The organism is Streptomyces sp. NPDC058052 (assembly GCF_042885515.1).
In the GTDB taxonomy this organism is placed as follows: domain Bacteria; phylum Actinomycetota; class Actinomycetes; order Streptomycetales; family Streptomycetaceae; genus Streptomyces.
In genome coordinates this window covers 99,927-118,958 of the sequence record NZ_JBHVRX010000015.1, presented here as the reverse complement: position 1 = coordinate 118,958, position 19,032 = coordinate 99,927, and the positions used below count along the sequence as shown (strand labels likewise).

13 protein-coding genes are annotated in these 19,032 nt (G+C 73.0%); 6 read left to right on the top strand and 7 right to left on the bottom strand.

Going from position 1 to position 19,032, the window contains the following annotated elements; genetic code table 11:
- The first annotated feature begins 141 nt into the window (after positions 1–141).
- The gene (locus ACFVU3_RS21580; RefSeq protein WP_390068366.1) at positions 142–354 is read left to right on the top strand and encodes a hypothetical protein; all 213 of its coding nucleotides are present in this window, start codon (positions 142–144) and stop codon (positions 352–354) included.
- A 90-nt stretch (positions 355–444) separates the two neighbouring features.
- On the opposite strand, the gene ACFVU3_RS21575 is transcribed toward ACFVU3_RS21580, so the two are convergent.
- The 4 genes from ACFVU3_RS21575 to ACFVU3_RS21560 form a co-directional block, all read right to left on the bottom strand.
- Positions 445–1,668 (bottom strand): hypothetical protein, encoded by a 1,224-nt coding sequence (locus ACFVU3_RS21575; RefSeq protein ID WP_390068365.1) that lies wholly within the window; start codon positions 1,666–1,668, stop codon positions 445–447.
- Positions 1,661–1,879, bottom strand: a complete 219-nt coding sequence (locus tag ACFVU3_RS21570; RefSeq protein ID WP_390068363.1) for a hypothetical protein — start codon at positions 1,877–1,879, stop codon at positions 1,661–1,663. Before ACFVU3_RS21570 ends, ACFVU3_RS21575 begins: the two co-directional genes overlap by 8 nt.
- Before the next feature lie 243 nt (positions 1,880–2,122).
- Complete coding sequence (locus ACFVU3_RS21565; RefSeq protein WP_390068361.1) at positions 2,123–5,617, bottom strand: ATP-binding domain-containing protein; 3,495 nt, start codon at positions 5,615–5,617, stop codon at positions 2,123–2,125.
- Between the two features lie 218 nt (positions 5,618–5,835).
- The gene (locus ACFVU3_RS21560) at positions 5,836–6,258 is read right to left on the bottom strand and encodes a MarR family winged helix-turn-helix transcriptional regulator (RefSeq protein ID WP_390068360.1); all 423 of its coding nucleotides are present in this window, start codon (positions 6,256–6,258) and stop codon (positions 5,836–5,838) included.
- Positions 6,259–6,435: 177 nt separating this feature from the next.
- Between ACFVU3_RS21560 and eno the strand changes: the two genes are divergently transcribed.
- A complete protein-coding gene (gene eno / locus ACFVU3_RS21555; protein WP_390068358.1) occupies positions 6,436–7,755 on the top strand; it encodes a phosphopyruvate hydratase in 1,320 nt (439 codons plus the stop codon).
- Positions 7,756–7,757: 2 nt separating this feature from the next.
- Here the strand turns inward: eno and ACFVU3_RS21550 are convergent, their stop codons facing one another.
- From ACFVU3_RS21550 to ACFVU3_RS21540, 3 genes are all read right to left on the bottom strand, one after another.
- On the bottom strand, positions 7,758–8,090 hold the full coding sequence (locus ACFVU3_RS21550; RefSeq protein ID WP_390068356.1) for a hypothetical protein: 333 nt from the start codon (positions 8,088–8,090) through the stop codon (positions 7,758–7,760).
- A 65-nt stretch (positions 8,091–8,155) separates the two neighbouring features.
- Positions 8,156–9,241 carry a glycoside hydrolase family 43 protein gene (locus ACFVU3_RS21545; RefSeq protein ID WP_390068354.1) on the bottom strand — a complete coding sequence of 362 codons (1,086 nt, stop codon included), beginning with the start codon at positions 9,239–9,241 and terminating at the stop codon, positions 8,156–8,158.
- A 286-nt stretch (positions 9,242–9,527) separates the two neighbouring features.
- On the bottom strand, positions 9,528–12,839 hold the full coding sequence (locus ACFVU3_RS21540; RefSeq protein ID WP_390068352.1) for a LamG-like jellyroll fold domain-containing protein: 3,312 nt from the start codon (positions 12,837–12,839) through the stop codon (positions 9,528–9,530).
- A 644-nt stretch (positions 12,840–13,483) separates the two neighbouring features.
- Here ACFVU3_RS21540 and ACFVU3_RS21535 point away from each other — a divergent pair.
- From ACFVU3_RS21535 to ACFVU3_RS21520, 4 genes are all read left to right on the top strand, one after another.
- Complete coding sequence (locus tag ACFVU3_RS21535; RefSeq protein ID WP_390068350.1) at positions 13,484–14,569, top strand: ABC transporter substrate-binding protein; 1,086 nt, start codon at positions 13,484–13,486, stop codon at positions 14,567–14,569.
- A 430-nt stretch (positions 14,570–14,999) separates the two neighbouring features.
- Entirely contained in the window at positions 15,000–16,754 is a 1,755-nt protein-coding gene (locus ACFVU3_RS21530) for a sugar ABC transporter ATP-binding protein (protein ID WP_390068348.1), read from the top strand.
- Positions 16,751–17,845 (top strand): ABC transporter permease, encoded by a 1,095-nt coding sequence (locus tag ACFVU3_RS21525; protein ID WP_390068346.1) that lies wholly within the window; start codon positions 16,751–16,753, stop codon positions 17,843–17,845. The genes ACFVU3_RS21530 and ACFVU3_RS21525 overlap by 4 nt, the downstream gene beginning before the upstream one ends.
- Positions 17,842–18,888 (top strand): ABC transporter permease, encoded by a 1,047-nt coding sequence (locus ACFVU3_RS21520; protein WP_390068344.1) that lies wholly within the window; start codon positions 17,842–17,844, stop codon positions 18,886–18,888. Before ACFVU3_RS21525 ends, ACFVU3_RS21520 begins: the two co-directional genes overlap by 4 nt.
- Positions 18,889–19,032 lie beyond the last annotated feature (144 nt).

Sequence of the window (19,032 nt, the reverse complement as noted above, 5' to 3'; positions counted from 1 at the left end):
TGAAGAGCACCCGCCGGACGGCAGCGCTGGCTCAAGTCCGCGACCTGGCACACGGTCAGGGACGGCGACCGCCTCATCTGCGCCGTCTGCGAGTCGGCCGTCCGCTCGTACCAGTACCGCCTCCATCCGCCCGAGTCGCCGATGTTCGAGCGGTGCGTCAGTCTGGTCTGGTGCCCCGGCTGCCGCGTCTACTCGGGCGCGCTGGTCCACATCCCCCGGACGCGCACCCTCGCCGACGCGCTTGCCTCGCTCCCGGCGGACGAGCGTGCCCGCCTGCGCCACAGCGAGACGAAACTGATCGCCTGCATCGACCGCCTCGACCGCCGCGAACGGCAGGGCGACCGCCGCCCGTGACGGGCGGCGGGGCCACCGTGTCCGCCGACGAGGACCGAGGAGCGGTCCCCGGTCCCGCGAGATTGAGGGGGCGGGGGCGAGCCGCGGGGGTCAGACGATCGACTTGATGGTCCTGTCCGCGTAGCGCAGGGTCTCGTCGACGGCCTTGTCCATCGCGCGCAGGGTCTCGGGCTCGGCCGTGAGGAGTGCGCTGACGTTGATGCTGCCCACGGCGAGCAGGCATCCCGTCATGGTGAGGAACTCCTTGTACCGCGCCTGCCCGTCGGGCCCGAGGGACTCCCAGGTCCTGGGCTCCGGAGGCAGGCCCGCCGTCCACTTGTCGAGGGCGTGGGTGCCGTGGACGCTGACGTAGTCCATGGTCGCCGTGGCGCGGTCCAGTACGTCGATCAGCGTGTCGAAGCCGCGCTGGGACTGCGCCAGGGCCGTCTCCGCCGTTTCGACCTCGGCGCGGAGGCGCTCCTCCTCCTTCTTGGTCCGGCGCTTCCGCAGGACGTAGAAGCCGGCGGCCGCCAGCGCCGCGGCCGGGGCCGCGACCATGCCGGTGAGCAGGAGGATCCCGCCCGCCATGCCCGCACCGCCCGCGGCGAGCGTGCCGCCGCCCAGCAGGGCCAGGGTCGCGTTGGTCGCGGCGACTCCGGACAGCGTCGAAATGGCCGCTCCGGTCGACGCGGTCCCGAAGAGCGCGGCGGCGGTGAACGCCCCGTAGGCCGCGGCGCCGCCGACCGCCACCCCGGCCGCCCCTCCGGCGGCGGCACCGCGGATCGCGTTGGCGATCCCGGCGGACATGGCCTCGACGCGTATCGCGGCGGGGATCTCGCCGGTGCTCTCGATCTCCCCCTCGGCCGGCTTCTCCGGGCCGGGCGCCCCGCCGATGGTCTCGGCCACCCGCACGAACCTCAGGAAGAAGTCGTCGCGGGCGACGTCGTGGACCTGGTTGAAGGCTTCCCCGTGCTCTTGGGTGATCTTCGTCCGCTCGCCGACCTTCTCGGCGATCTCGGCATGCCGTCGCTTCGTCTCCGCGACCTGGTCGCGGAGTTTCGCCGGCCGCTCACCCCGCTGGCGAGCGAGCGACGCCGTCCGGTCCACCGCCTCCTGCACGAGCTGGGCCGGTGTCAGCCGGAGCGCCAGGGCGATGGCGGCCAGACGGTGGTCGCCGGGGCTCATGAGCCCGCGTTCGATCCGGGAGACCGAGACCGCGCCCCCCTTGCCGTACTCCGCCCGCTCGGCCAGGGTCTCCTGGGTCATCGGCGGGCTCTGCGCCTGACGGTGCTCACGGATCACGAGGCCCATGGCCTCCGCGCTGAAGTCACGCATCGGCGACGGTGCCCTCGGCCGGCGGGGTGTGGCGGAGCCAGGAGGACTTGACCTCGCGGGCCAGCACGCCGCCGGAGCGGAGCGCCTTGGCGCCGTCCTCCGCGAACTGCTTGGCCGCCTTGACGACGGCCGGATCGCGACGGACCTCGTCGGCGGTCTGGATGTTCTGGGCGGCGGCCTGCGCCAGATGGGAGAGGTTGAGGCGAGCCATGACGGTGGACCCCTTCGTCGCTGAGGATGTCTGCGCCCGTGCAACATAGCGTCACTTAGTGTCGGGCGTCCGCACTATGGGGAAAGTGTCGTCGGTGAGGAGCGGTCGCTCTCCGGGGCGGAGGCCCCGGCGAGGCCGACTGCGCACCGCACGCGGGGTTGTGCGGTCCCCTCTGCGTGCGGACGTGCGCCGTGGGGCGCCCGGATCGCCACGGCCCGAGTCACCCCCGTACGCGTGCGGTCACTAGGCGGACCCGAGCGCGAGGTCCGTTTTCTCGCCTTCCCATCCGGCCGCGCCGCGCCAGATGACGTGCACGCGGAAGACGTCACGGATCGTGCCCGCGGACCAGTCCTCGGCCGGCGGTTCGGCGAGGACCAGATAGAGGCCGTCGGCCGGAGCGGGGAGCGTGTGGTTGATCTCGAGGAGCCGGGTCGCCCCCTCCCGGAGGTCCGCGTAGGCCGAGCGGCCCGCGCCCAGGGCCTCGTAGAGGAAGAGGCCGTGCTCGGTGGCGCAGCTGACGTCGACGAGCGGCGAGTCGGCCGGCTGGAGGTCCGCCCACAACAGCGAGGCCATCAGCGTGTGGCGGACCGCCTCGTGCTTCTTGCACGCGCGGTCGGTCTCGGCGGCCGCTTCCAGAGCGCCGAGGAAACCCTCTCCCGTCGTCGGGGCCGGGGCGGCGGAGGTGGTGTCCGCGGACGTCATCGGGGCTTCTTCCTTCTGGTCGGACTGCTGCGGGTCGGCGGATCCCGTGTCGGCGGGGGCACGGCCGTCGGGTGTCGCGTCGTCGGAGGGGGGCTCGGCCGAGGTGGCGAAGCGTTCCTGGAGCTCGCGCCGTGCCGCGGCGAGCGGTCCGGCCCAGCCGGAGGCGTCCAGTCCCTCCGCGAGCCGGCCCGCGTCGAACGTGCCGTCCTTGAGCGCGCGGTTGGTCGTCGCGGCGAGGTCGCGCAGAACGCCGAGCCGATCCCGGTCCGGGTCGCCGAACAGGTGGAGCACGTCGACCCAGTCGGCCTGGTCCCGCCGGAGGATGCGATTGGCCATGCCCTGGAGCTCGGAGAGGCGGCCACGGGCCTCGGGGACGTCGCCGTCGCCGCCCGCGAGCTCGCCCAGCACGTCGAGCGCCGCGAGGTAGCGGCCCGCCATCCGCTCCGAGACGGGGGACCGGCCGCGCTGATCGGCGGTGAGCACCGTCTGGCTCGTGTCGTTCGCGAAGACCCAGCAGTCCAGCTCGTCGCCCCGGCGCGGAGGGATCGAGCCCTGGCGGACGGTGAGGACGAGCGGACGGTCGATCACGGGAGACAGCGGCCTGACCTTGTACCGGCCGCCGGAGACGTGGCCCAGGACCTCGACCCGGACGTCGCTGCCGATCCGGGGAAGGATCTCCGCCGCGCCTGCCGCGCCTGCCGCGCCTGCTGCGTCCGCCGGCCGGGCGTCCGGTGCCGTGGGTCCGGTGTCGCCCGCGGATCGCGGGGCCGGGGGCGCGGTGAGTGCCGCAGGCAGCGGGGCGGTGTGCAGGACGGTGAGGCTCTGGGTGCTGCGGGTGAGGGCCACGTAGAGCTGGCGCAGCCCGGCGGGGCCGCGGTCGGCGATGGTGGCGGGCTCGATGACCAGGACGTGGTCGTACTCCATGCCCTTGGCCTGGGTGGCGGCGAGGACGGACACGGCGTCGCGGTGCCGTTCGCCGATGGCGCCGCCCTCGTCGATCCTGCGGCTGATCGCGTCCAGCCAGTCCGAGTCGTCGGGGACGATGACGGCCACGGAGCGCGGGGTGCTCCCGTCGCTGGTGCGGACGAGCCGGGCCACGTGGTCGACCGTGTCGTCGAGCAGCTTCCACGGCTCGGTCGCCACGGTCCGTACGGCGTCCGCTCCCGCCTCCCGGACGGCCTGCGGGTACGGCAGGGACGGAGCGATCGCGTGGGCGAGCGGAGCGACGAACTCCATGATCTCCGAGGGGACTCGGTAGCTGGTGGTGAGCTGGGCCACGCTCCAGTCGCCGTGGTCGGAGAGGAGCGCGCCGAGCAGGTCCCAGCTTGCCGGGATGTGGGCGCCCGTCGCCTGCGCGAGGTCGCCCAGGACGGTCATGGAGCCGTTCGCGGCGCACCGCCGTCGCAGGGAGCGGGCCTGCATGGGGGTGAGGTCCTGGGCCTCGTCGACGACGATGTGGCCGTAGCGCGGCGGGGTGTCGCCGCTGATGAGCACGCCGAGCTCTTCGAGGCAGACGTGGTCGTCGAGGGTCCACGGGTCGGCGTCCGCGCTCGCGGCGCGGGCCCGCAGCAGGGCCGCCCGCTCGTCGTCGTCGAGGACGCCGTCGGCGCAGTCCCGCAGCAGGTCGGCCGAGTCGTAGAGCGTGCGCAGGGCCTCCCGGGGACCGGGGGACGGCCAGACGCGCTCGACGAGCCGCTCGACGCGGCGGTTGCGCTCCAGGTCACGGCGGATCGTGCCCGTCTGCCCGCGGCGCGGCGCGATGTCGGCGAGTTCCTGGAGGAGCCGGTCGACGAAGAGGCCGCGGAAGCGGTCGCGCCGCTCCCGGAAGGGCCCCTCGCCGGAGTGCGCCCGGTCGAGGAGGGCCAGGACCTCGGACTTCGGCACGCGCAGCGTCGTACTGCCGGCGGTGACGACGACCGCGGGCTCGTCGCCCTCGAAGGACGGCTCGACGGTGAGGGCGTCGAGGGCCTCGGGGCGGTAGTCGCTCTCGACCCGGCGCCGCAGGACGGCCGCCATGCGCGCGTCCGACTTCACGAGGCGCGCCTCCGGCGCGTCGGTGCCGAGGATCTCGCCCTCCCACAGGCGGTCCAGCTGGACGGCGTTGACGTCCCGGGTGCCGAGGGTGGGCAGGACCTGGCCGACGTAGTCGAGGAACCGCTGGTGCGGGCCGATGACCAGGATGTCCTGGGCCTTGAAGTGCTCGTTGTTGACGAGCCAGGTCACCCGGTGGAGACCGACCGCCGACTTTCCTGTACCGGGGCCGCCCTGTACGACGAGGATGTCCGACGGGGAGCCGGTGACCAGCTCCATCTGGTCGCGGCGGATGGTCTCGACGATGTCCCGCATCCGGCCGCCGCGCGACCGCTGGAGCTCCCGCAGCAGGAAGTCGTCCGGCTGGAGCGCCTTCCGTCGCTGGCGGCGTACGACGTCACCGGGGGTGGGGGCCGGCGGGAGCTCCGGGGCGGGGGACGCGTCGGTCTCCTCCGCCGCGCGGTCGTCGGCGGGCCGGCGGGGCTCCGGTACGGCGACGGGCTCGGGTACCGCCGAGGGTTCGGGCTCGGGCGCGGACACGGTGGCGGGCTCGGGCGCGGGCGACGCCAGGGCGATCTCGTCGAAGTAGCTCCGGACGATCCGCTGGACGCAGCGGAGCTGCCGGCGCAGGACCACCTCGCCCGGGTTCTCGGGCCGGGTCTCGATCCACTTCTTCGCCTGGGGGCTGGTCCAGAGCAGGACCACCGGATCGTTCGTGCTGTCCTTCACTCCGCGGCGCCCGATGTACCACGGCTGGGGCTCTCCGCCCGGGTCCTCCGGCGCGTCGACGCGGGCGAAGACCAGGGCTTCGTCGCCGAGCCCTCCGTATGCCTCCGCGCGAGCCTCGGCATCGGCCCGGTTGGCGATCCCGTCCTTGCCGCTCGCCGAGGCGGTGGCGGCCGAAGTGCCGCTCATCTCCGCCAGTTTCGCGGCGTAGCAGTCGTACGCGTGGTCCACCGCCCGCTGCTCGCCGGCGAGGATCTCGTCCCGAGTGGTGGTGCTCATCTACGTCCTCCCTGCGGTGTCGGGGGACACCGCCACGGGCATGTGCCCGTACCCCGCTGAAACAACTATCAGAAACGGGGCGGTGACGAACAGTCAGTGGATCATTCCCGGACGAGACCGCCGGCCGCGGGCGGCCGCGTCCGGACCTCGTCGAACGTGCGCCCGGGTGGGCGGGGGAGGCGCGGCCGCCCGGGCGGGTACGGCCTCGGCGCCGGGCGTCACCGTGTGGCGAGGCGCTCCAGGAGTGTCGTGCTCCGCGCCAGTAGAGCCCGTTCCTCGTCCGTCAGTTCGGCTTCGATGGCCTGCGCGAGCCAGCCGGCCCGGCGGCCGCGCTCGGCTTCGAGCGCGGTGCGGCCCGCGTCCGTCAGTTCGACGAGCGACTTGCGGCCGTCCGTGGGGTGGGGTCGGCGCGTGATCAGGTCCTGCTCCATGAGCAGCCCGACCGCCCGTGCCATCGACTGGGGGCGCACGCGCTGATCGGCGGCGAGGTCGCTCGTGGTCATGGGGCCGTTGCGGTCGAGGGAGCCGAGCACGGCGGCCTGGCCCAGGGGGATGCGGTCCTCGTGCTTGACGCGCCGGGTGAGCTTGCCCATGGCGGTGCGCAGGTCGGTGGCGATGGCGGCGGCTTCCGTGGAGGGCATAGCGCACCTTACCCCGCTGCTCCGCGCGGCCGGGTGCGCTGACCTGCACAGCAATGCTGTACAGCCAAACTGTGCAGCCAAAGTGTTCAGCATTGCTGTACTGTTCCGGATCGTCGGGCCCGGCGCCAACGCCGTCGCAGCAAGGGCCCCGGCACACGACGACGGGAAGGACCTCCCATGTCCGTACAGGCAGCCGCACCCCAGGACGCCGGATCCACCACGATCGAGACCGTCACCGCCCGCAGCGTCATCGACAGCCGCGGCAACCCCACCGTCGAGGTCGACGTCGTCCTGGCGGACGGATCCCTCGGACGCGCGGCGGTCCCCTCAGGTGCCTCCACCGGTGCCCGGGAGGCCGTGGAACTGCGCGACGGGGACGCGACACGCTGGCACGGCAAGGGCGTCGACCGCGCGGTGGCCCACGTCGACGGCGAGATCGCGGCGTCGGTGCGCGGTCGCGACGCGACGGACCAGGAAGGTCTCGACGCCGCGCTGATCGCCCTCGACGGCACCGCCACGAAGTCCCGGCTCGGCGCCAACGCGATCCTCGGCGTCTCCCTCGCCGCCGCCAAGGCCGCCGCCGCGGCCCACCGCCAGCCCCTCTACCGCTACCTCGGCGGCGCCGGAGCCGACCTCCTGCCCCTGCCGATGATGAACATCGTCAACGGCGGCGCCCATGCCGACAATCCGCTGGACTTCCAGGAGTTCATGATCGCGCCGGTCGGCGCGGACAGCTTCGCCGAGGCGGTCCGCATGGGCAGCGAGGTCTTCCACACCCTGCGCCGCGACCTGCTGGCCGCCGGACACTCCACCGGCGTCGGCGACGAGGGCGGCTTCGCGCCCGCGCTGCGCACCGCCGAGGAAGCGCTCGACTTCGTCATGGCCGCCATCGAACGCACCGGCTACCGCCCGGGCACCGACATCGGCCTGATCATGGACCCGGCCTCGTCCGAGTTCTTCCGCGACGGCGTCTACGACTACGCGGGCGAGGGGGTGCGCCGCACCCCCTCCGAGAACGCCGACTACCTGGCCAAGCTCATCGACGCCTACCCGATCGTCTCCATCGAGGACCCGATGGCGGAGAACGACCTGGACGGCTGGCGCGAGCTGACCGCACGCGTCGGCGACCGCTGCCAGCTCACCGGTGACGACGTGTTCTGCACGAACGAGGCCCTGCTGCGGGAGGGGATCAGCACCGGCGTCGGAAACTCGATCCTCATCAAGGTCAACCAGATCGGCACCCTGACGGAGGCGCTGGCCGCGGTGACCACGGCCCACGCGGCCGGCTGGACCGCCGTCATGTCGCACCGCTCGGGCGAGACGGAGGACACCACCATCGCGGACCTCACGGTGGCGACCGGCTGCGGCCAGATCAAGACCGGCTCCCTCTCCCGCTCCGACCGCACCGCGAAGTACAACCAGCTCCTCCGCATCGAGGAAGAACTCGGCGCGGCCGCCCGCTACGCCGGCCGCGCCGCCCTCCGCGGGCGAGGGTGACCTCAGAAGTACTCTCCCCGCTCGAACGCGGCACGGCAGCGCCGCACCTGGTCGGCCACCTGCTCCAGGTACCAGAGCATGATCTCGTAGGGGACGACGCGGTCGGCGGGGCTGTAGACGCGGACGGTCGGCTCCTCGTCCGGATCCTCGTCCGGGACCAGGGTCACCAGGAAGGCGGGGCCCGGCAGGTGCGTCACGGCGCCGGGGGGCTGATCGCCCCCGGCCGGGACGGGTTGCGCCTCGCTCAGTTCCACGGCCCAGGCGTCGTCGGGCAGGGCGTAGTGGAACAGGACGGCGTAGTGACGACCCGCGTGCTCCTTGAGGTCCCATGGCATGCCGACAGGCTGCCATGGTCTCAAGCCGGAGTCCCGCGGGTTTTCCCGGCCCCTTCAGCGTGCCGCTACTCGAAGAACTTCAGGCTCCAGCCGGTGTCGGAGGTCGGGCCGGGGACATGGGCGCGGCGGTAGGTCGTGTCACCCCACCAGCAGAAGGTGCCGGTGTTCCAGTAGCGGTTCTCCCACGCGTACGGGGTCCCCTTCCGTACGGCGTGGAACATGAGCGGGAACCTCGGGCCGGCCGGCGGGCTGGTGGCGATGTCGCCGTCGAGCAGGACGAAGGTGTGGTGGCCGGGGCCGTCGACGTGCAGCGTGGGGTCCCAGCCGGTCATCATGGTGTCGCGGTGCGAGCCGAAGAGGCAGCCGTTGGACTTGTACCAGTCCCAGACGTACGTGGGGTCGCCGCCGGCCCGCAGCCGCAGGTCGGCCAGGCAGTAGGAGTCGCTCCAGCTGCCGTTGGCGGAGTAGACGATGTGCAGCCGGCCGGCGGGGTCCTTGATCGGCTCGGGGCCCTCGTTGATGTACGGGTCGCCGACCACCCGCTCCCAGCTCTCGCGCGGCTGGGAGATGACGTACCGGGCGCCGGTGGGGGTCGTGGGGCTGCTCATCCGGGCGATGTAGAGGTTCTGCTCGACGTCGGTGTCGCCGGCCCAGCCGGACCAGACGAACCAGCGCTGCCCCCCGAAGGTGAACAGGGTGCCGTCGATCGCCCACTTGTCGTCGGGCAGGGCGAGCCGGGAGGCGGGGGAGTAGCCGCTGTCGGGGCTGTCCGAACCGATGACGTACATGCGGTGCGCGGCCCCCTTCCCGGCGGCGAAGTAGACGTAGTAGCGCCCGCCGTCGCGGACGATCTCCGGGGCCCAGACCTCGCCGAGCCCTCCGGTGTCGGTCCACACGGTGCGGGCGGGGGCGGTGGCGAGTCCGGCGGGGGAGTCGGCCTGGCGGACGACCAGCGAGCCGGAATGCGACTGGACGGCGATGTACGTGGATCCGACCCGGAGCACACTGGGGTCGGCGGCCCGCAGCGGCGTCTGCTCCGCCGCGGCGGGGGCGGCGGTGGTCGCCGTGACGGCCGCGGCGGTGAGCAGGGTGAAGAGCAGGGTCAGGGCCAGGGCGACGGGCACCCCGGGCCATCGTCGGGCACGGTTCATGGTTGCTCCCGTGGGGGGATCGGCGCGGTGCGCGACGGCGTGGACCGCCGGCGCGCACCGCGAGAGAGAGGACGCATGTCAGGGACCGTGGGCGGGTCCACCCACGTCCCCTTCAACGAGGGGCGGGGCCAGGGGACCCTCGACGACACCCGCACGATGGACGACCGGCAGCCCCCGACCGCCCGCGGTCGGTCCCTGGAGGCGACACCCGGGCCGCCCGACCGCACCGCCGGGCCCGGCCGCCGCGAGGCGACCGGGCCCGGCCCCGATCGGCGAGCCGTGAACGCTACGGTCGTTCGGCGGCGTCGAGAGCAGCCACTTCCTCCGAGGTCAGCGCCCTGTCGAAGACGCCGACCCGGTCCACCGCGCCCTTCCAGAAGTCGACGTTCCCGCCGCCCCACCGGGCGCGGCCGACCGCCAGCGGACCGGTGCTCACGTCCGCCGGGCCCGGCGTCGCCGTGGCCACCAGGGTCCCGTCGACGTACAGCCGGATCTCGTTCCGGGCCGGGTCGCGGACGCCGACCAGGTGGTACCAGCGGCCGAGCTCGGGCGTGGTGACGAAGCGGGCCCGGTTGCCGCCCGGGGTGCTGAAGGCGAAGGCGCCCTGGCCGTACTGGAGGTAGAAGGGGTTCTCCTGGCGCCGGCCGTCCTGGCTGACGATCGTGGCGTAGTTGCCGGGGAGGGAGTCGAGCGTCGCCCAGGCCGAGACGGTGTAGCCGGCGGTGGTGTCCACCACCGGTCCCTCCGTCTGGGCGTAGTCGCCCTGGCCGTCGAAGCGCAGGGCGCTCCCGCCGCCGGCACCGGCCGTCCAGGCCGTGTCCCCGGTGAGCGTGAGCGCAGCCCCGTTCGGGCCGGAGTCGCGGGCGGTCGTGCCCGTCCCCTCGTCCAGCGCCCAGGAGGCGCCGCCGGCCACCGGCGTGCGACGCCCGGCGGCGGCCCCGGCCGCGATCACCTCGCGGTTGATCGCGCGGACCCGCGCGGGATCGACCTTGATCTCCCTGCGGTCGTACGTGTAGAGGCCGTTGAGCTCGTTCTCCAGGTCGGAGATCTGGGTGTAGACGGAGCCGGACAGCTCGGCGCCGGCCGCCTCCAGGTAGTACTTCTCCGTGTTCTCGACGTACTTCCGGGTCAGCGCCTCCTTGTCGGCGACGCCGCTGTAGATCACGGTCGGCGCGCCGGGCCACATGTGGCCGGGGGTGCGCAGGGTGAAGCCGCCGTGCTCGCCGTCCATCGCCGCCCGGTGGTCGGGGTAGGGCGCGTCGGTGTTGTTGTAGTCGTGGTGGTCGAGGATGTCGCCCTTGCCCGAATCACCCTTGGAGTTGCAGCAGTTGACGCCGCTGTGGGCGTTGACGATCCGGGACGGGTCGGCCGCCTTCACCGACTCGGCGATCCGGCCGGACTCCTCGCGGTTCCACTCGCCCCAGCCCTCGTTGAAGACGATCCAGCCGATGACGGACGGCGAGTCGTGGTGCTCGCGCATCATCTCCCGGCCCTGTTCGACGAAGGCCCGCTGCCCGGCCGCGTCCTTGAGGTCGCCGGAGACGAAGTCCTGCCACACGAGGAGACCGAGCCGGTCGGCGTGGTAGAACCAGCGGTCCGACTCGACCTTGATGTGCTTGCGCACCGCGTTGAACCCGAGTTCCTTGTGCGCCTCCAGGTCGAAGGCGAGCGCCTCGTCGCTCGGCGGCGTGTACAGGCCGTCGGGCCAGAAGCCCTGGTCGAGGGTGGCCAGCGAGAAGACCGGCTTGCCGTTGAGCACCAGCTTCGGGAAGCCGCCGACCTTCTCCACGGAGATCTTCCGCATGCCGAAGTAGCTGCCGACGCGGTCGGAGGACCGGCCGTCGGTGAGCCGCACGTCGAGGTCGTACAGGTACGGGTCGTCCGGGCTCCACAGCCGGGGCTTCGGCACGGGCAGCCGCAGTTCGCGGTCGGCGGGCCCGCTGATCCGGCCGACGACCCTGCCGCGGGCGTCCCGGGCGACCGCCTCGACGCGCGCGCCGGCCGAGGCGCGGGCGGACCGGACCGTCACGGCGAGGGTGGAGGTGTCGACGTCGGGGGTGGTGACGACGTCGTCGATGGCGACGGGCGCGACCGGTTCCATCCACACGGTCTGCCAGATGCCCGAGGACTGGGTGTAGAAGATGCCGCCGGGGTTCGTGGACTGCTTGCCGGTGGGCTGGTTCGGGCCGCCGGTGTCGGTGACGGCGACGACGATCTCCTGCGGGCCCTTCGCCTTGAGGGCGTCGGTGACGTCGGCGCTGAAGGCGTCGTAGCCGCCGGTGTGCTCGGCGACCTTCCGGCCGTTGACGTACACCGTGGCCTGGTGGTCGACGGCGCCGAAGTTCAGCATCAGCCGGTTGTCCCGGCCGGACCGGCCGACCTTCCAGCCCTTGGGCACGTCCACGAGCCGCCGGTAGACCATGTGGTCCTCGTGCCGCTCGATGCCCGAGAGCTGTGACTCGACCGGGAAGGGCACGATGATCCGCTCGGAGAGGTCCTTGCCGAAGGCCGGGGTCTCGCCTGCCCTGCCCGCGGCGAACTGCCAGGGGCCGTTGAGGTTCTTCCACTGCGAGCGGACCTGCTGGGGGCGCGGGTACTCGGGCAGCGGGTTCTTCGGGTCCAGTTCGTCGCCCCACTCGGTGGTGAGGCGGTGGGCGGAGGCGTTCGCCGCGGAGCGCAGGAGCCGGGGGACGGTCTCGCCGCCGTCGGTCAGCCCGCCGGCGCCGTCGTAGTCGATCCGTACCCGCTGGCCCTTCTGGACCGGAGCGTCGAGTTCGACGACGGCGGTCGTCGGATCGCCGGGCGCGGCCGCGACCGAACGGATCGGCAGGGGGGTGGTGTCGGCCTCGACGGTGAGGTGACCGGCGAGCCGGTCGAGCCCGCCGACCTGGCGGTCGAAGCGGAGCCGGAGCTGCCGGCCGCTCGCCGGGACGGTCGGTTCGACGGGGTACACCTCGAAGTCGTCCGGCGGAGTGAAGGCGGACTCGGGGACGAGCTGCTTGGGCATCGCCGGCGTCGACCAGCGCAGGAACATGTTGGCGCCGCCGACGTCCTGGAACATCTCCAGCCGGAAGTCGTGCTTCTCGCCGGCGGTGAGCCGCACGGGCGCGCTGGTCTGCTCCCGGTCCCAGTCGGGCACCCAGTGGTCGATGACCGGCTTGCCGTCGATGAAGAGCCGGAAGCCGTTGTCGCCGATGCCGTGGAAGGTGTAGTCGCCGGTGACCGGGGCCGCGATGCGGCCGGTCCAGCGCGCGGTGGTGTGCTCCGAGCGGCCGGTCAGCGCCTCGAAGGTGCCGGTGAGCCCGGAGAAGTCGACCTGCGGGTCGAGGGCGGTGCCCCCGAGCCGGGCGAAGTCACGGGCGCCGGGCGCGGACATGGCGAAGTACTCGCCCTTGAGACCGTGGACCTCGATGGCGGCGGCCTCCGAGGAGGCGGCCTCGATGGCGGCGGCCTCGGAGGCGGTCACCGCCCGGGCGTGGTCCGCGGCGAGGGCCGTGGCCGGGGGAGTGAGGGCGCCCACGGGGACGACCAGGGCGGCGGCGGTGAGGAGGGACCAGAGCCGGGTGCGGGGACGGGGGGCGCGTCGTCGTCTTTTCATGGCGTCTTCCTCGTGCGGGGGAGGAGGGAAGAGGGCGGAGTGTGCCTGGAGGGACACGCGGTGGCTCGGGCGCCTCGGGTGCCTCGGGCGCTCCGGCGTGCGGTGTCTCCGGCACGGGGACCGGCCGGGCGACCGCGTACGGCAGGGGCGTGCGTCAGGAGCGTGCGTCGGGGGTGCACGGAAATGGCGCACGGCAGCGGCGTACGGGGTCGGCGTACGGGGTCGGCAACGGTTGCCCCGGAGGGGCGGCCGGTCATCATTCCAACGTTGGAAAACGGCGTGCAGCGGAATGACAGCACGCCGCGCGGAGGCTGTCCAGACCTCGCGCACGCTCTCTCCGAACGCCCGTCAACTCCCCGCCGTCCGCCGTCGATTCCCGCCGGCGGGGGATTCCGGAAAACGTTGTCCCGGACTCTTGCAGGGCCCGCCGCGACGCGGTTATAACGTTGTAAAGCCGGAGTCGCCGCCACCCCGAAGGCCACTCCGATCCATGATCTTCCCAGGTCAGGGCCATGATCCGGGCTGATCGAGACTGTGCACCACGGGTCCGCCGCCCTCTCGCGGCGTCCCGGCTCCGCTTCCCTGCCCCCGCGCGACCGCACGCCACTCGGCGGTGCTGTCCCCCGCCAAGGAGTGTCCTCCCGATGACCCTTCCGCAGAGATCCCGCACGCTCTCCGTCGCCTGCGTCGTCGCGGCCACCGCCGCGCTCGCGCTCTCCGGCTGCGCCAAGTCCGAGACGACGGGCAACGCCGGTGGCGACAGCGCCCAGGGCGCGCAGACGGTCCAGACGCCGACCGCCTCCGCCGGCCCCGGCTGCACCCTCACCACCTACGGCGCCCCCGAGCTCGACCTCAAGGACGCCGTCGTCGGCTTCTCCCAGTCCGAGAAGGAGGCCAACCCGTTCCGCATCGCCGAGACCCAGTCCATCAAGGACGAGGCGGCGAAGATCGGCGTGAAGAAGCTCCTCACCACCAACGCCCAGTCCCAGCTGTCCAAGCAGATCAGCGACATCCAGGACATGCTGGCCCAGGGCGCGCAGTTCCTCATCGTCGCCCCGCTCAACTCCGACGGCCTGGAGCCCGCCTTCCAGGCCGCCGCCGCCAAGAAGGTCCCCGTCCTCACCATCGACCGCAAGGTCAACGCCGGCGCCTGCAAGGACTATCTCGCCTTCCTCGGCTCGGACTTCGTCGAGCAGGGCAAGCGGGCCGCGGACGCGATGGTCAAGGCGACCGGCGGCAAGGGCAAGGTCGCCATCCTGCTCGGCTCCTCCGGCAACAGCGTCACCACGGACCGGACCAAGGGCTTCGTCGACCAGATCGCCGCCACGGCGCCGGGGCTGGAGATCGTCGCCCAGCAGACCGGCGAGTTCGCCCGCGACAAGGGGCAGCAGGTCATGGAGCAGCTGATCCAGTCGAAGCCCGGCATCACGGCGGTGTACGCGGAGAACGACGAGATGGCGCTGGGCGCCGTGACCGCCCTCAAGGCGGCCGGCAAGAAGCCCGGCAAGGACATCAAGATCGTGTCGATCGACGGCACCCGCAACGCCGTACAGGCCCTGGTCAACGGCGAGTTGAATGCCGTGATCGAGTCCAACCCGCGCTTCGGCCCGCTGGCCTTCGCCACCGCGCGGAAGTTCTACGCGGGCGAGGGCATCCCGGAGGACGTCATCATCGCGGACCGCGCCTACGACCCGGCGAACGCCAAGGAGTCGCTGGGCGGGGCGTACTGACCGACCCGGCCGGCTGAGCGGGCCGGGACCGGTACGCGGAAGGGGCCCGGGCTCGACCCGGGTGCGGGCCCCTGTCTGTACGGGCGTGCCGCCCATGGGGCTCGGGGGCGGGATCCGGGTCGGCGCCGATGCCGACGCCGTACGTCCGGCATCCGCGCTGGGCCCCGGCGCCGTACGCGGGCCGGGCAGCCGTCCTCCCGTGGCCGGCGTACGGCTGAGGCATCGGCCCGGCGGGTGTCACGGCCCGCTCCCCCGCGCGCAGCCGACCCCGCCCGGTACTCCCCGCTTCACCCCCGCCGTGGCGAGCGCGCGGGGCCGCACACAGCCTCCCCGCCCCGTGCGGCCCCGCGCCCCCTCCGTCCGCCCTTCCAGCCGTCCCTTCAGCCCACCCGACCCCCCTCCTCCCCCTCAAGACCCCCGGAAGGCCCCCATGGCACCCCCCGAAGCGGCAGCGTCGGCGGTCAGCGGCACGGTGTCCGCGTCCGCGCCGACGGTGCTGGAGGCCCGCGGCGTCGGGAAGCGCTTCCCCGGCGTCGTCGCGCTGGACGACGTCTCGTTCGCCCTCCACCGCGGTGAGACCCACGCCCTCGTCGGCGAGAACGGCGCCGGCAAGTCCACCCTCATCAAAGTGCTCACCGGAGTGCACCGCCCGGACAGCGGCGAGCTGTTGCTCTCCGGACGCCCGGTGAGCTTCGCCCGTCCTTCCGAGGCGCAGGCCGCCGGGATCTCGACGATCTACCAGGAGGTCAACCTCGTCCCGCTGATGAGCGTGGCGCGGAACATCTTCCTCGGCCGCGAACCGAAGAACCGCCTCCGTCTGATCGACTTCCCGAGGATGCACGCCGAGGCGGCCGCACTCCTCAGCGGCTTCGGCATCACCGTGGACCCGCGCCGCCCGCTGCACACGCTCGGCCTCGGCACCCAGCAGATGGTCGCCCTCGCCCGCGCGGTGTCGGTCGACGCCCAGGTCGTCGTCATGGACGAGCCGACATCGTCCCTGGAACCGCGCGAGGTCGAGACGCTCTTCCGCGTCATCGAGGACCTGCGGCGGCGGAGCATCGCCGTCCTGTACGTCAGTCACCGCATGGACGAGCTCTACCGCATCTGCGACCGCGTGACCGTCCTCCGCGACGGCCGGCACATCCACACCGGGCCGCTCGCCGAGCTCGACCGGGTGGGGCTGGTCTCCATGATGCTGGGCCGCGAGGTGTCCGAGGTGCGCCGCAACGGCACCACGAGCTTCGGGGCCGACGGCCACGACATCGCCCGCACCCCCGTCCTGACCGCGCGGAACCTCGTACGCCGCCACCAACTGGACGGGGTGTCACTGGAGTTGCACCCGGGTGAGGTGCTCGGGCTCGGCGGCCTGCTCGGCTCCGGCCGCAGCGAGACCGCGAAGGCGCTGGCCGGCGCTCTCTCGCTGGACGCGGGGGAGGTACGGGTCGGAGGGACACCGCTCGCCCGCTCCTCCTCGGCGGCGGCCATCCGGGCGGGGATCAGCCTCCTCCCGGAGGACCGCAAGGCCGAGGGGATCGTCCCCGGACTGTCGGTACGGGAGAACATCGTCCTCGCGGCCCTGCCCCGGCTGTCACGCGGCGGTGTCGTCTCCCGGGCCCGCCAGGACCGGCTGGTCGACATCTTCATGCAGCGGCTGCGCATCAAGGCGTCCAGCCCGGAACAGAAGGTCGGCGAGCTGTCCGGCGGCAACCAGCAGAAGGTCCTCCTGGCCCGCTGGCTCTGCCTCGAACCGAAGGTCCTGCTCCTCGACGAACCCACGCGCGGCATCGACGTCGGGGCGAAGGCCGAGGTCCAGGCCCTCATCGACGAACTCGCGGGGGAGGGCCTGGCCGTCCTCCTGATCTCCTCCGACATCGAGGAACTCGTCGAGGGCGCCGACCGGATCGTGGTCCTGCGCAACGGCGCGACCGTCGGCGAACTCGTGGGGGAGAACGTCTCGGAGGGCGACCTCCTCGCCGCCCTGGCCGACCACGCCCCACCCGCCACGGCCACCGAGCCACCCGACACGGAGTCCCCCGGCCCGGACCCGGACCTGCTGGACCCGGACCCGGAATCGGATCCCGACCCGGACCCCGACACCGCCCCGTCGCCCACAGCCCAGGCCGGTGACCCCGTCCCCGTCCCCACCGCCCAGCCCCGCCCCGAAGCCGAGGAGGACCCCCGATGACCGCCCAGGCCACCGCGGAACCCGCCCGCGGCGAGGGATCCCACGGCGCCGGCGGTGTCGGAGCCGGGAGTTCCGGCACCGACACCACCGGGAAGAGTCGCCCCGGCACGAAGAGCCCCGGCACCAACGGCCCCACCACCAGGAGCCCCGGGACCCGGGCCGGTCGCGGCGCCGCCGCCTGGCTCCAGGCGTACGGCGTCTACGCCGCCGTCGCCGCGCTCCTCCTCTTCAACGCCGTCTTCACCGACCACTTCCTCACCACCGACAACTTCCGCACCCAGCTCATCCAGGTCGCCCCGATCGTCATCGTGGCCCTCGGCATGGCCCTGGTCATCGGCACCGAGGGCGTCGACCTCTCCGTCGGCTCGGCGATGGCCCTCGCCGCCGCGCTCCTGCCGCTCTACCTCGGCTACGGCCTGATCCCCGCGCTGCTCGTCGCGCTCCTCTCGGGCGTCCTCGTCGGAGCGGTCAACGGAACCCTGGTCTCCGTCGTCGGACTCCAGCCCATCGTCGCCACCCTCGCGCTGTTCGTCGGCGGACGCGGCCTGGCGCTCGTCATGGCGGACGGACAGCTCAAGCAGATCGTCAATCCGGACCTGCTCGCCCTCGGCACCGGCAGCTTCCTCGGCGTCCCGCTCGTCGTGCTCATCGCCGGAGTCCTGGCCCTCGCCGTGGCGTTCGTCGTCCACCGCACCACCTTCGGGCGGCAGGTCGTCGCCATCGGCGGGAACCGTGCCGCGGCCGCGCTCGCCGGCCTCCCCGTCAAGCGCGTCCTGACCGGCGTCTACATCCTGTGCGGCGCCCTCGCGGCCCTCGCCGGCGTCCTCGCCACGGCCCGGCTCACCGCCAGCGACCCCTCGTCCCTCGGCACGCTGATGGAGCTCTCCGCGATCACCGCCGTGGTCGTCGGCGGCACCCCGCTCAGCGGCGGCTCGATCCGTGTCCTGGGCACGGTCGCCGGAGCGCTGCTGATGCAGCTGCTGCGGGCCACGCTCGTCAAGCACGACCTGCCCGACTCCACCGCCCAGATCGCCCAGGCGGCCATCATCATCGCCGCCGTCTACGTCGCACGGGAGCGCCGATCCCGATGAAACAGACCTCGTACGCCGCACCGGCGCCCACGGCCGCCGCTCCGCAGCAGCCGCCCGCCCCCCGCCCCCGTCCCGGGCCGGACGGCACCCTCGCGGAACGCCTCCTGGCAGGCGTGCGGAGCCAGGGCGTGCTCGCCGTCCTGCTGCTCGTCGTGGTGATCGCCTCCTTCGTCTACCCGACCTTCGCCACCCTCGACAACGCGCGCGGCGTCCTCGTCCAGGCGTCCTTCCTCGCCGTCGTGGCCCTCGGCATGACCCTGGTGATCATCACCGGCGGCATCGACCTGTCCGTCGGCTCCGTCTTCGCCCTCGGCGGTGTCCTCGCCGCCTGGGCGTCGCAGTGGGGCCTGCTGCCCGCGCTCCTCGTGCCGCTCGTCGTGTGCGCCGCCATCGGGCTGCTCAACGGACTTCTCATCGCCCGCGCCGGCATGGCCCCCTTCATCGTCACGCTCGCCTCCCTGCTGGGCGCCCGGGGCCTGTTGCTGGCGATCACCGACGAGGGCGCCACCACCCACCTCGTGCCGAAGGGCTCGGCGTTCGCGGAGCTGGGCCAGGGCAGTGTCGCCGGATTCGGGTACCCGATCCTGATCGCCCTGGCGCTGTTCGGGGCGGGCGGCCTCGTCCTCCAGCGCACCTCCTTCGGCCAGACCCTGTTCGCCGTCGGCGGCAGCGGCGACGCGGCGACCCTGATGGGGCTGCAGGTGGCCCGCGCCAAGGTGACGGTGTACGTCCTCAGCGGCCTGCTCGCGGGGTTCGCCGGCGCGATCAACGCCGCCCGGCTCTCCTCCGGCGTCACGATCATCGGCACCGGCATGGAGCTCGACGCCATCGCCGCCGTGGTCATCGGCGGCACGCTGCTCGTGGGCGGCGCGGGCTCGGTGAGCGGCACGCTCTGGGGCGTTCTGCTGCTCGCCGTCATCCAGAACCTCATCAACCAGATCGGCTCGCTGAACTCCTCGTACCAGTCGGTGGTCAGTGGCGGCTTCCTGATCCTGGTCGTCGTGGCCCAGCGGTACGTTTCACGCACCAGACGAACGCTCTGACGCGGGCCCGCACCACCGCACCCGCCACCGGCACCACCGCCGGTCCCGACCCGGTCCCGACCCGGTCCCTACACGGGAACCGACGCAGGAACCGACCGGCACCGACGCAGGAACCGACACCGGAACCGACGCCGGTCAGAGCCG

Coding starts and splice junctions, on each gene's coding strand:
- ACFVU3_RS21580 (WP_390068366.1), top strand. CDS start 142: ATGTTCGAGCGGTGCGTCAGTCTGGTCTGGTGCCCCGGCTGCCGCGTC.
- ACFVU3_RS21575 (WP_390068365.1), bottom strand. CDS start 1,668: ATGCGTGACTTCAGCGCGGAGGCCATGGGCCTCGTGATCCGTGAGCAC.
- ACFVU3_RS21570 (WP_390068363.1), bottom strand. CDS start 1,879: ATGGCTCGCCTCAACCTCTCCCATCTGGCGCAGGCCGCCGCCCAGAAC.
- ACFVU3_RS21565 (WP_390068361.1), bottom strand. CDS start 5,617: ATGAGCACCACCACTCGGGACGAGATCCTCGCCGGCGAGCAGCGGGCG.
- ACFVU3_RS21560 (WP_390068360.1), bottom strand. CDS start 6,258: ATGCCCTCCACGGAAGCCGCCGCCATCGCCACCGACCTGCGCACCGCC.
- eno (WP_390068358.1), top strand. CDS start 6,436: ATGTCCGTACAGGCAGCCGCACCCCAGGACGCCGGATCCACCACGATC.
- ACFVU3_RS21550 (WP_390068356.1), bottom strand. CDS start 8,090: ATGCCATGGGACCTCAAGGAGCACGCGGGTCGTCACTACGCCGTCCTG.
- ACFVU3_RS21545 (WP_390068354.1), bottom strand. CDS start 9,241: ATGAACCGTGCCCGACGATGGCCCGGGGTGCCCGTCGCCCTGGCCCTG.
- ACFVU3_RS21540 (WP_390068352.1), bottom strand. CDS start 12,839: ATGAAAAGACGACGACGCGCCCCCCGTCCCCGCACCCGGCTCTGGTCC.
- ACFVU3_RS21535 (WP_390068350.1), top strand. CDS start 13,484: ATGACCCTTCCGCAGAGATCCCGCACGCTCTCCGTCGCCTGCGTCGTC.
- ACFVU3_RS21530 (WP_390068348.1), top strand. CDS start 15,000: ATGGCACCCCCCGAAGCGGCAGCGTCGGCGGTCAGCGGCACGGTGTCC.
- ACFVU3_RS21525 (WP_390068346.1), top strand. CDS start 16,751: ATGACCGCCCAGGCCACCGCGGAACCCGCCCGCGGCGAGGGATCCCAC.
- ACFVU3_RS21520 (WP_390068344.1), top strand. CDS start 17,842: ATGAAACAGACCTCGTACGCCGCACCGGCGCCCACGGCCGCCGCTCCG.